At 71.5% G+C, this 10,892-nt stretch carries 9 protein-coding genes and 1 pseudogene; 6 read left to right on the forward strand and 4 right to left on the reverse strand.

Annotated elements, in window-relative coordinates:
* Positions 1 to 109 precede the first annotated feature (109 nt).
* The 4 genes from NMK44_RS19065 (at position 110) to NMK44_RS19080 (ending at position 3,771) form a co-directional block, all read left to right on the forward strand.
* Positions 110 to 1,948, forward strand: coding sequence for an albusnodin/ikarugamycin family macrolactam cyclase (locus NMK44_RS19065; RefSeq protein WP_254744677.1), 1,839 nt, complete (start codon positions 110 to 112; stop codon positions 1,946 to 1,948).
* A complete protein-coding gene (locus NMK44_RS19070; protein WP_254744614.1) occupies positions 1,932 to 2,231 on the forward strand; it encodes a PqqD family protein in 300 nt (99 codons plus the stop codon). Before NMK44_RS19065 ends, NMK44_RS19070 begins: the two co-directional genes overlap by 17 nt.
* Positions 2,228 to 2,650, forward strand: a complete 423-nt coding sequence (locus NMK44_RS19075; protein ID WP_254744617.1) for a lasso peptide biosynthesis B2 protein — start codon at positions 2,228 to 2,230, stop codon at positions 2,648 to 2,650. The genes NMK44_RS19070 and NMK44_RS19075 overlap by 4 nt, the downstream gene beginning before the upstream one ends.
* Positions 2,651 to 2,739: 89 nt before the next feature.
* Entirely contained in the window at positions 2,740 to 3,771 is a 1,032-nt protein-coding gene (locus NMK44_RS19080) for a protein-L-isoaspartate O-methyltransferase family protein (RefSeq protein WP_254744619.1), read from the forward strand.
* 262 nt (positions 3,772 to 4,033) lie between these two features.
* Here the strand turns inward: NMK44_RS19080 and NMK44_RS19085 are convergent, their stop codons facing one another.
* The 3 genes from NMK44_RS19085 to NMK44_RS19095 form a co-directional block, all read right to left on the reverse strand.
* Positions 4,034 to 5,695, reverse strand: a complete 1,662-nt coding sequence (locus NMK44_RS19085) for a phospho-sugar mutase (protein WP_254744622.1) — start codon at positions 5,693 to 5,695, stop codon at positions 4,034 to 4,036.
* Between the two features lie 521 nt (positions 5,696 to 6,216).
* Positions 6,217 to 7,038 carry a purine-nucleoside phosphorylase gene (locus NMK44_RS19090; protein WP_254744624.1) on the reverse strand — a complete coding sequence of 274 codons (822 nt, stop codon included), beginning with the start codon at positions 7,036 to 7,038 and terminating at the stop codon, positions 6,217 to 6,219.
* Between the two features lie 80 nt (positions 7,039 to 7,118).
* The gene (locus tag NMK44_RS19095) at positions 7,119 to 7,556 is read right to left on the reverse strand and encodes a gamma-glutamylcyclotransferase family protein (RefSeq protein WP_254744627.1); all 438 of its coding nucleotides are present in this window, start codon (positions 7,554 to 7,556) and stop codon (positions 7,119 to 7,121) included.
* A 44-nt stretch (positions 7,557 to 7,600) separates the two neighbouring features.
* Between NMK44_RS19095 and NMK44_RS19100 the strand changes: the two are divergent.
* Together NMK44_RS19100 and NMK44_RS19105 are read left to right on the forward strand one after the other, a co-directional pair.
* Positions 7,601 to 9,070, forward strand: a pseudogene (locus tag NMK44_RS19100) (NAD(P)H-quinone dehydrogenase); the annotation flags it as partial.
* Between the two features lie 101 nt (positions 9,071 to 9,171).
* The gene (locus NMK44_RS19105; protein ID WP_308358476.1) at positions 9,172 to 10,149 is read left to right on the forward strand and encodes a DeoR/GlpR family DNA-binding transcription regulator; all 978 of its coding nucleotides are present in this window, start codon (positions 9,172 to 9,174) and stop codon (positions 10,147 to 10,149) included.
* Between the two features lie 3 nt (positions 10,150 to 10,152).
* Here the strand turns inward: NMK44_RS19105 and NMK44_RS19110 are convergent, their stop codons facing one another.
* Positions 10,153 to 10,740 (reverse strand): TetR/AcrR family transcriptional regulator, encoded by a 588-nt coding sequence (locus NMK44_RS19110; protein ID WP_254744631.1) that lies wholly within the window; start codon positions 10,738 to 10,740, stop codon positions 10,153 to 10,155.
* Positions 10,741 to 10,892 lie beyond the last annotated feature (152 nt).

Below are 10,892 nucleotides of genomic sequence, written 5' to 3' on the forward strand. Positions count from 1 at the left end.
AACGGGCGCCGGAGCGTCACGGAGGACCGTGTTGGGGCACGGCCGCCAGTAGCCCGGCGCCCGTTCCGTTTTGACCACCAAGAGCGATGGCGACGAGAGCGGGCGGCTGATGCGGTGGAGTACTGGATGGTACGGAGCGAGCAGACACGATCGGCTACCGAGGAACAGAAAGCCCGTACCGGGCTTGGACGCAGCGTGGGCCGTTGGCTGGCTCACCAACCAGGTCCGGTCAGTAGGCTCAGGCCCGCTGGCCCTGGCAGTCATCGGTGACTGCGGCGCCGACGACCAGCAGCTACACCAAGCGCTGAAGACCGTGCGGACGAGAGGCTGGGCTGCGCTGACCTGCTGGCCCGGCTCCTATCTCACGATCGCGCGCAGCGGCGAGTCTCTGGCAGTGATCGGCGATCTGGCCGGCCAGTACCCGGTGTACTGGCGGACAGAGGGCACGGGAACGTGGTGGGCGACATCGGCCGGGGCTCTGGCCGCGCTGGATGGCGCACCGTTCGATCCGACCGCTCTCGCCGCTCACCTGGCCCTCGCGCAACCGGATGTCTTGGGGCAGCGGAGTCTGTTCCGCGCAGTGAGCCGTGTACCGACCGGCCACCTGCTGCTGATGACGCCCGGCGGGGCGACCACCGTCCGCTATGAGCCGATCAACTACCAGCCGGTGAGCCTGCCGGACGCCGCCCCGCGGGTACGGGCCGCACTGAGCGACGCAGTCGACATGCGCCTGGACGGCACACGAGCGGCGAGCGCGGACCTGGCCGGGCTGGACTCCACAACGCTGGCGTGCCTCGCTGCTCGGCGCGGGCCGGTCACCGCTGTGACCTTCGCTGATGCCCGGCTGCGCGATGACGACCTCACTTACGCGATTCGCACCGCTGTTGCGATACCGCAGCTCACCCATCACGCGGTGCCCGGCCGCGACGAGGCCGTGTACTACAGCGGCCTGGACGACCTGTCCTCGCTGCCGCTGACTGACGCGCCCAACGCGTATGCGGTCACGGCCGCTATCAAGCGGGCCGTCCTGGAGACCGTGACCGAACACCGGTCGGCGGCGGTGCACTTCACTGGAGCGGCCGGGGACGCTGTACTGTCCGCGCCCTCCTCCTACCTGTCCGATCTGCTGCGCGACCGCCAGCACCGCCGAGCCCTTGCACACGCGCACGGCCACGCCCGGCTGCGGCACATCTCCCCGCTGACCGTGCTGCGGCGCGCTCGTCCGGCCTCGCGCACCGGGCTGGGCGGCGCCTGGCGGTGCACCGCCACCGAATTGCACCAGGCTCCCCGTGAGTGGGTGCCACAGGCAGAGCGACCCGTCGCCTGGACACCCCTACTGGCCGCCGCTGACTGGATGAGCCCCGAGGTGCGCCACCAGCTCGCGGAGGCACTGGAGGCGGCTGCCGACGAACTGTCCGAAGAACCTCGGCACCTGGCTGCCTGGACGGACCGGCAGGATCTCGCGCGGGTCGGGACAGACACCAGCGGCTTGCGCGAACTCGCCCGTGCCGACTACGGCATGGACGTCGCCGCGCCCTTTCTGGACAACGAAGTGATCCGCGCGTGCCTGGCTGTCCCCGCTGACCAGCGCGGCGCCCCCGGCCGGTACAAACCGCTGCTGGCCGAGGCTTTCGCCCACACCAATGTTCTGCCGGGCTTCGTTCTGGCCCGCGCGACCAAGGGCGGCTTCAACGCGATCGCCTACGCAGGGCTCACCCGACACGCAGCCATCCTCGCCCGTCTGCTCGGCCCCTCGTCCCGCCTCTCTGCCGCCGGACTGATCACTCAGCCTCCCGTGGAGCACATGCTGCAACGTGCCACAGCCGGACAGCCGACCGCCCAGGGCGCCCTGCACTTGGCCGTCAGCGCTGAGGTCTGGCTGCGCCAGCTCGAGACCACCACCGCCGCCTCATGGTGGGAGGTGGCCGGCCATGTGGCAGCTACATGAGGGCGCCCATGCGGTACTCACCGACGAAGGCGGGGCCATTCTCGACGAGTTCTCCGGGCGCTGGTCCTATCTGACCCCCACCGCAGCCGCCGCGGTCATGATCCTTTTGGCTGGCACCACCGAGCGCCAGGCCGTTGAGCAGTACGCCACCCGCTACGGCATCAGCACCGTGCAGGCCGCTGCCGACGTCAGCACCGTGGCTGATGCTCTCATCTCGCAGGGACTCGCCGTCACCGAGATCGCGAGTACGAGCCGTCCCCGGTGGCTGAGGTGGTGGCGATGACCAGTATGGAGGCGTACTCCACCGTTCGTACCGGAACCCTCCTCGAACGATGTGCCGCGGCGGTCGGTCTCGCGCTGGCCCTGGCGCTGCTGCGGCTGCCCTTCCGCCACACCGTTCGGGCAGTCCGCTGGGCACGGTGGGCGGGCCGACGGCCGCTGACTCCCGCGAAGGCCGAAGCCCTTGTCTCGGCTGTCAGGCACACTGGCCGCCTGTGGCCCGGCCGGGCCGCGTGCATGGAAACCTCGCTCGGCGCTGTCCTGGCGGCCGCGCTCCTCGGCCGCCGTCTGAATTGGTGCTTGGGAGCGCGATTCTCTCCGCCGCCGGTGGAGTACCACGCCTGGGCCGAACTCCCTGGCGGCGGCCCGGTCGGCGAGTACACAGATGCAGGCTGGCACCACTACACCGCCCTGACGGTCTGACCCCGCGGCGCGGTCGTCGGGCGCGTGTCCTTCGCCCATCCGGAGCGGTTATCGCAAACAAGTGCCCCATCCCCTCGAAGGAGTGAACAGTGACCACCCTCGCCGACATCGCCGAAACCGTCCCCGAACGCCACTACACCCACCACGAAGGCCGCGGCGCCACTCCACACCGCTCCAACCCGGTTGTCATCCACCGTGAGCTGACCACACTCGACGTCCACCCGGGCATGCACGTAGCCGAGTTCGGCACCGGGTCCGGATACTCCGGCGCTCTACTTGCTCAACTCGTCGGACCCACCGGACAGGTGACCAGCCTCGACATCGATCACTACCTGACCCGCTGGGCCAACCTCATCCACCACGACCGGGGCCTGGGCAACATCCGCTGCCACACCGCCGACGGCACGGCCGGCTTCCCGGAGCGGGCTCCGTACGACCGGATGGTGGCGTGGTGCACCCCTCCGTTGCTTCCCCAGGCATGGGTGGAGCAGGTGGTCGGCGGCGGCTTCATCGTCACGCCTCTGCCGGTCGCGCCCGTGCCCAACATGACGGTGGTCGCCAAGATCCGCGTCCGTGACAGGCAGCCCGAGGTGGAGGCCGTGTTCACAGGCGGCTACATCGAGGCGACCGCCTCACCGAAGGGAGATCTCGACCTGCCCGGCAGGTGGGTCGACTGGGAGAACCGTGTCCCGGGTCCATCCTGGATCTCCATTGCGTGGCGCGGGAAGGATGATTGGCAGAACTCAGGTGCCCGCACCACCTTGCACCGGCTGTTGGGGGACGCGTACACCGAGCGTTACGACGGTGCCGAGGTCGACTGGCCATCCTGGCGGACCTTCCTTGCCGCGGCAGGCAATCCGCATCTGACGATGGCCGGGCTGAAGCCGGACCTGTGGGCGCTCGGGCACTCAACCCGGACCGCAGCAGCAGTCATTCAACAGGACGGCACGATTCTGGCAGACCGGCCCAACTCTCCCTCTCTTGAAGTCCTGCGTGTCTGGCTCAGCAACTGGGAGACGGCAGGGCGCCCGGCTCCCGAGAGCTACGTACCGAGCCTGGTTCGGTGTGAAGACGGAGACGGCCCGGCTGGGTGGGCCCTGCGGCTATCCAGGTCATCGTGAGCGCATCCGGGTCCGTCCCGATCAGGTGATGCCAGGGTCCCGGGGCCCCGCCCCGGGGTGGCTTCGCCGTCGGTGGCGCACCCTCCAGACCCCTGCCGTCGGCGCGTACACCCCCTCGGCAGGGTGGCGGGGGATCCGGCGCCGATCGGAGCCCGGTCGAGAAGGGCTCGTCCGGCCGGTGCTTGGAGGCAGGCGGCCAGGACGAGGACCGTGCACTACCCCACGCTGAGAGAGGCAGGCGGTGGTTTGCGCGGACAGCCGTTCAGATGCCCGCCGCGGTCGCGAGGTCCGTCTTGAGCCCCGCGAGCGCCGTCTCCGCCGTGGTGCGGGCCGTGGTGAGCGCGTCCGTCCCGGGGACGTCCACGACCACCTCCAGGTAGCACTTCAGCTTCGGCTCGGTGCCGCTCGGGCGGACGATCACCCTCGCCGAGCGGATGGTGCCGTTACCGGCCAGGTGGTAGCGGAGACCGTCGGTCGGCGGGAGTGCCGCCGTGCCCTGGGAGAGGTCCTCCGTCGTCGTCACGGTCAGCCCCGCGAGGGACGTCGGCGGCTGGTCGCGCAGCCGCTTCATCGCCGTGGCGATCAGGGAGAGGTCCTCCACGCGGACGGAGAGCTGGTCGGTCGCGTGCAGTCCGTGCGTGAGCGCGATGTCGTCCAGGAGGTCGGAGAGGGTGCGGCCCTGCTCCTTCAGCTCCGAGGTGAGCTCCGCGATCAGCAGCGCCGCCGTGATGCCGTCCTTGTCGCGTACGCCCGCGGGGTCCACGCAGTAGCCGAGCGCCTCCTCGAAGGCGTAGCGCAGCCCGTCCACGCGTGCGAGCCACTTGAAGCCGGTCAGCGTCTCGGCGTACGGCAGTTCCGCGGCGGCCGCGATCCGGGAGAGGAGGGAGGACGAGACGATCGTCGTCGCGAACGTGCCGTGGGCGCGCTTGCGCACCAGATGGGCGGCGAGCAGCGCGCCGACCTCGTCGCCGCGGAGCATCCGCCAGTCGCCGGAGGTCTCCTCCGGTACGGCTACCGCGCAGCGGTCGGCGTCGGGGTCGTTGGCGATGATGATGTCGGGGGCGGCGGAGAGTTCGCGGGCTGTTGCGAACGCCAGGTCCATCGCGCCCGGCTCCTCCGGGTTCGGGAACGCGACGGTCGGGAACGCCGGGTCGGGGTCGGCCTGGACGGCGACCACGGTCGGGGCCGGGAAGCCCGCGCGGGCGAACGCCGCGGTGAGGGTGTCGCGGCCGACGCCGTGCATCGGGGTGTAGACGACGTGCGCGGTGCGCGGGGAGCCGGGGGTGAGGACGGCGTCGGTGCGGGCGAGGTACGCCTCCAGCACGTCGTCGCCCAGCGTTTCCCAGCCGCCGTCCGGGCGCGGGACGTCGTCGAGGCTGCCGATCGCGGCGATCTCGGCGGCGATGCCGGCGTCGGCGGGCGGCACGATCTGGGAGCCGTCACCGAGGTAGACCTTGTAGCCGTTGTCGCGGGGCGGGTTGTGGCTCGCGGTGACCTCGATGCCCGCGACGGCGCCGAGGTGACGGATGGCGAAGGCGAGGACGGGGGTGGGGAGGGGGCGCGGCAGCAGGGCGGCGCGGAAACCGGCGCCGGTCATGACGGCGGCGGTGTCACGGGCGAAGTCGGCGCTCTTGTAGCGGGCGTCGTAGCCGATGACGACGAGGCCGCGGGCGGTGTCCTGCTGGGCCAGGTACGCCGCGAGGCCCGCGGCGGCGCGGATGACGACGGCGCGGTTCATACGCATGGGGCCCGCGCCGAGTTCCCCGCGGAGACCGGCGGTGCCGAACTGGAGGGTGCCGGAGAAACGGTCGGCGATCTCGTCGAGCGCCTCGGTGCGGAGGAGCTCGCTGAGCTCGGCCCGGGTGTCGGGGTCGGGGTCCTCGGCGAGCCAGGTGCGGGCCTGGGTGAGGAGGTCGGGCTCCATGAGGTCTCCTGGGTGCGGGGTGGGTGGGGGTGGGTGCGTTGCTGGGTGCGGGTCCGGGGCCTCCGGGGCGGGGTCCTGGACCGTATATTTACGGCGCCGTTGCCCGGAGACGTGAGCCTGGGCCGGAGATCGGCGCCACAAATACACGACAGCGTCCAGGACCCCACCCCTGCGACCCCGGCCCCTCCCGTCTCGTCGGCGGCTCCCCGCCGGTGGTCCGGCAGCGGCTTCCGGCGTGCCCCCGGCTCCCGGCCGGTCGTCCGCCAGCGGTTCGGGCGTGTGCCTGGCTCCCCGCCGGGGTGGTGCGGCCGTGGTCTCTGGTGCTGTTCCGGCTTCCGGCCAGTGCTGCCCGGGACCCTGCCGGTGGGTGCCCGGGCATCCCCGGCGCCCCGCCGGTGGTCCGGCGAGGCTTTCCGGTGTGCCCCGCCGGGGCTGCGGTCCGGTGCCGCGCCGGGAAGGGCGCGGGGTGCTGCCCGGGTGGGGCAGCACCCCGCGTTGCCCCGGTGGCCCGACCGGCTAGGTCACAGGCGGTTGAGGACCTGGGCCAGCAGGCTGCCCATGCGGGCGGCGGAGTCGCGGCCCGCCTGGAGGACCTCTTCGTGGTTGAGGGGCTCACCCGTCATGCCCGCGGCCAGGTTGGTGACCAGGGAGATGCCCAGGACCTCCGCGCCCGCCTCGCGGGCGGCGATGGCCTCCAGCGTGGTGGACATGCCGACGAGGTCCGCCCCGATGGCGCGGGCCATGCGGATCTCGGCCGGGGTCTCGTAGTGCGGGCCGGGGAACTGTGCGTAGACGCCCTCTTCGAGGGTGGGGTCGATCTGCTGGCACAGGGCGCGCAGCCGGGGGGAGTAGAGGTCCGTGAGGTCGACGAAGTTGGCGCCGATGATCGGGGAGGTGGCGGTGAGGTTGATGTGGTCGCTGATCAGTACCGGCTGACCGGGGCGCATACCCTCGCGGAGGCCGCCGCAGCCGTTGGTGAGGACGATGGTCTTGCAGCCGGCGGCGACGGCGGTGCGGACGCCGTGCGCGACGGCGGCGACACCGCGGCCCTCGTAGAAGTGCGTACGGCCGAGGAAGACCAGAACCCGCTTGTTGTCGATCTTGTACGAGCGGATCGTGCCCGCGTGGCCCTCGACGGCGGGCGGGGGGAAGGCGGGCAGCTCGGTGACGGGGAACTCGTGCTCCGGCGTTCCGAGTGCGTCGGTGGCGGGGACCCAGCCGGAGCCCAGGACCAGGGCGACGTCATGGGTCTCCGCGCCGGTCAGCTCGCGCAGGCGCGCGGCGGCGGCGTCGGCGGCGGCGTGGGGGTCGCCCTGGCTGTCCCAAGTAACTGATGCGTTCACGCGGTCGAGGGTAGCCGCTTACTGCCTACGCGCGTAGACGTAATCGGCCGCGGTGTTCGGATTGTGATTCGCACGCGGGGCTAGCAGGGGCGCTTGCGCAGCTCCATGACGTAGTCGTGGGGTGCTCCGGCGGATTCGGCGGCGTCGGCGATCTCGCCGAGGTAGCGGGCCGAGGGGAGGCCGCCCTCGTAGCCGTTGAGGACGTAGAGCCAGACGGGTTCCTCGCCGTCCAGGGTGTGCACCCGCATCCGCATCCGGCGGTAGATGTCGAGGCCGACGCCTTCCCAGCGGTCCATGGAGTCCTCGTCCATGGGGGCGATGTCGTACAGGGCGACGAAGACCTGGGAGCGCGGGGCCTCCACGATCGTGGCGAGGGCGCCCTCCCAGCCCATCTGCTCGCCGCCGAAGGTGAGGCGCCAGCCGGTGATCCAGCCGGTGCCGCGCAGCGGCGAGTGAGGAGCGCGGCGGGACATCAGCCGCGCGTCGAGGTTGCCGGCGTACGCGGCGTAGAGCGACATGGGTCGAGGGTACGGGAGAGGGGTGGACAACCCCCCGGGGTGGCCGGATGAGCGGGTGCGGGACAATGGGGCATGTGACTCGGATCGTGATCATCGGTGGCGGACCCGGCGGCTATGAGGCGGCGCTGGTCGCCGCGCAGCTCGGCGCGGAGGTGACGGTCGTCGACTGCGACGGCCTGGGCGGGGCGTCGGTGCTCACCGACTGCGTGCCGTCGAAGACGCTCATCGCCACCGCGGAGGTGATGACGACGTTCGACTCTTCGTACGAGGAGTTGGGGATCATCGTGGCCGATGACACCCCGCCGCTGGAGCAGGCGGCCCGGGTGGTCGGCGTGGACCTGGGCAAGGTCAACCGCCGGGTGAAGCGGCTCGCGCTGGCGCAGTCGCATGACATCACCGCCTCGGTGACGCGCGCCGGCGGCCGGGTGATGCGCGGGCGCGGGCGGCTGGAGCCCTCGCAGTCGCCGGACGGCTCGCGACGGGTGATCGTCCGGGCCGCGGACGGGTCCGAGGAGACGCTGGTCGCGGACGCGGTGCTGGTGTCCACCGGTGCCCATCCGCGGGAGATCCCGGACGCGCAGCCGGACGGTGAGCGGATCCTGAACTGGACGCAGGTGTACGACCTGGACGAGCTCCCGGAGGAGCTGATCGTGGTCGGCTCCGGTGTCACCGGTGCCGAGTTCGCCGGGGCGTACCAGGCGCTGGGGTCGAAGGTCACGCTGGTCTCCAGCCGGGACCGGGTGCTGCCGGGCGAGGACCCGGACGCGGCCGCGGTGCTGGAGGACGTCTTCCGCCGCCGGGGGATGAACGTGATGTCCCGTTCGCGGGCGCAGGCCGCCAAGCGCGTGGGGGACCGGGTGGAGGTCACGCTCGCCGACGGGCGGGTCATCACCGGCAGCCACTGTCTGATGGCGGTCGGGTCGATCCCGAACACGGCGGACATGGGCCTGGAGGAGGCCGGGGTCCGGCTCCGGGAGTCCGGGCACATCAAGACCGACAAGGTCTCCCGGACCAGCGCTCCGGGCGTCTACGCGGCCGGTGACTGCACCGGGGTGTTCGCGCTGGCGTCGGTGGCCGCCATGCAGGGCCGGATCGCGATGTACCACTTCCTGGGGGACGCGGTCACCCCGCTGAACCTGAAGACGGTCTCGGCCAACGTCTTCACCGACCCCGAGATCGCCACGGTCGGCTACTCCCAGGCGGACGTGGACGCCGGGAAGATCGACGCCCGGGTGGTCAAGCTGCCGCTGCTGCGGAACCCGCGGGCGAAGATGCAGGGCATCCGGGACGGCTTCGTGAAGATCTTCTGCCGTCCGGGCACCGGCATCGTGGTCGGCGGTGTGGTGGTCTCGCCGCGGGCGAGCGAGCTGATCCACCCGATCTCGCTGGCGGTGGACAACAACCTGACGGTCGAGCAGATCGCCAACGCGTTCACCGTCTATCCGTCGCTGTCCGGCTCGATCGCCGAGGTGGCGCGGCAGTTGCACACCCGCAAGACGCAGGGTGAGGCGTAGTCGGCCCCCTTATAGCAGCTCTTGGCCACGCAGATGAACAACTTCTGTTAATTGGTGCAAGCTGCTGAAAGCAGACGGTCGTTGGCGTTACTGTCAGTTTCGTGTTCGCTGCAGAACGTCGCCAATTGATCCTTGAAATGGTGCGCGCGAACGGAGCGGTATCGCTCCGGGAGCTCGCCCGCGTCGTCCAGACCTCCGAAGTGACCGTCCGGCGTGATGTGCGGGCGCTGGAGGCAGAAGGACTGCTCGACCGCCGGCACGGCGGTGCGGTGCTGCCGGGCGGTTTCACCAGGGAGTCCGGCTTCCCGCAGAAATCCCATCTAGCGACCGCGGAGAAGACGGCCATCGCCGATCTCGCGGCCGGCTTCGTCGACGAGGGCGAGGCCGTCGTGGTGGGCGCCGGTACGACCACGCAGGAGCTGGCCCGCCGGCTCGCGCGGGTGCCGGGGCTGACCGTGGTCACCAATTCCCTGCTGGTCGCACAGGCGTTGGCGCATGCCAACCGGGTCGAGGTCGTGATGACCGGCGGCACCCTGCGCGGCTCCAACTACGCCCTGGTCGGCAGTGGTGCCGAGCAGTCCCTGCAAGGGCTGAGGGTCAGTCGTGCCTTCCTCTCCGGCAGCGGGCTGACGGCCGAGCGCGGGCTGTCCACCTCCAATATGCTCTCGGCCAGTGTGGACCGGGCGCTGGTGCAGGCCGCGGCGGAGGTGGTGGTGCTCGCCGACCACACCAAGCTGGGCACCGACACCATGTTCCAGACCGTGCCCACCGATGTGATCACGCGGCTGGTCACCGATGAGCCACCGGGCCATGACGACCGGGCGCTCACCGAGCTCCAGGCGCTGGCCGACCAGGGGGTGCAGATCTCCGTGGCCGGACCGGGCGCGGGGGCGGGCGGTGAGGGGGGTGGCCCGGGGCGCCCGGGGCGGCTGGGCCCTCCTCCCAGAGCGGGTGAGGACGGGCTTCCGCTGCCGGGACCGCGCCGTAACCACCCGCATGGCACCCAGCTCCGCAGCGCGGTGCCGCTCGCGGAGCAGCAGCCGGGCCGGGTGGCGGATCTGGCACCGCGCCGCCGCTGAGGCTCAGCGGGCCTTGAGGCCGGTGAAGGTGAGCGCCAGCAGCCGGTCGGCCAGTCCGGGGTCGTCGGGCGACTGCTCCACCGCGAGCGCGATGGCGTTGGTGAGCTGCATCAGGTCGGCGATCACCACATCGGGCCGTACGGCCCCGGCCCGCTGGGCGCGGGCGAGCAGTTCGCTGCCCGCCTCGCGCAGCGGCAGGTTGCAGCCGCGGGAGAGCGCCGAGCTCTCGTCGGTCGAGCAGGCCATCAGGGCCTGGGCGAGACCGCGGTAGGTGCTGGCGTGGTCGATGATCGCCCGCAGCCAGTCGACCAGGGCCTGACAGGGCTGTGGGGCCTCGGCCAGCTCACGGGAACGGGTCAGCAGGGCGCACATCTCGCCCTGGAAGACCGCGCCCATCAGCGCGGTGCGGTTCGGGAAGTGGCGGTAGAGGGTGCCGATGCCGACACCGGCGCGGCGTGCGATGTCTTCCAGCGGGGCATCGGTGCCGGTGCGGGTGAAGGCCGTACGGGCCTCGGCGAGCAGCCGCTCGTAGTTGCGCCGGGCGTCCGCGCGCATGGGGCGCGGTGGCGTCTGTGCCGTCTCGATCGCCATCGCGGTCCTCCCTGCCGTGGCCGTAGCTGCCCGTAGGTCAAGCATGCCATCACAGGGCGAACGGCCGGATCGATCTCGTCCGGATGCCGGGACGGTGGCCGGCCACAACGTCCGCGGGCGGCAGTGGAGTTGTCCCGCAAACGTGGGGCGCC

It is taken from the genome of Streptomyces cucumeris (assembly GCF_024295805.1).
GTDB classification, from domain to species: Bacteria; Actinomycetota; Actinomycetes; order Streptomycetales; family Streptomycetaceae; genus Streptomyces; species Streptomyces cucumeris.

Excerpts from the sequence above, each read along its gene's own strand:
- NMK44_RS19085 (WP_254744622.1), bottom strand. The coding sequence starts at position 5,695 with ATGGAGCCCGACCTCCTCACCCAGGCCCGCACCTGGCTCGCCGAGGAC.
- NMK44_RS19070 (WP_254744614.1), top strand. The coding sequence starts at position 1,932 with ATGTGGCAGCTACATGAGGGCGCCCATGCGGTACTCACCGACGAAGGC.
- NMK44_RS19110 (WP_254744631.1), bottom strand. The coding sequence starts at position 10,740 with ATGGCGATCGAGACGGCACAGACGCCACCGCGCCCCATGCGCGCGGAC.
- NMK44_RS19095 (WP_254744627.1), bottom strand. The coding sequence starts at position 7,556 with ATGTCGCTCTACGCCGCGTACGCCGGCAACCTCGACGCGCGGCTGATG.
- NMK44_RS19065 (WP_254744677.1), top strand. The coding sequence starts at position 110 with ATGCGGTGGAGTACTGGATGGTACGGAGCGAGCAGACACGATCGGCTA.
- NMK44_RS19075 (WP_254744617.1), top strand. The coding sequence starts at position 2,228 with ATGACCAGTATGGAGGCGTACTCCACCGTTCGTACCGGAACCCTCCTC.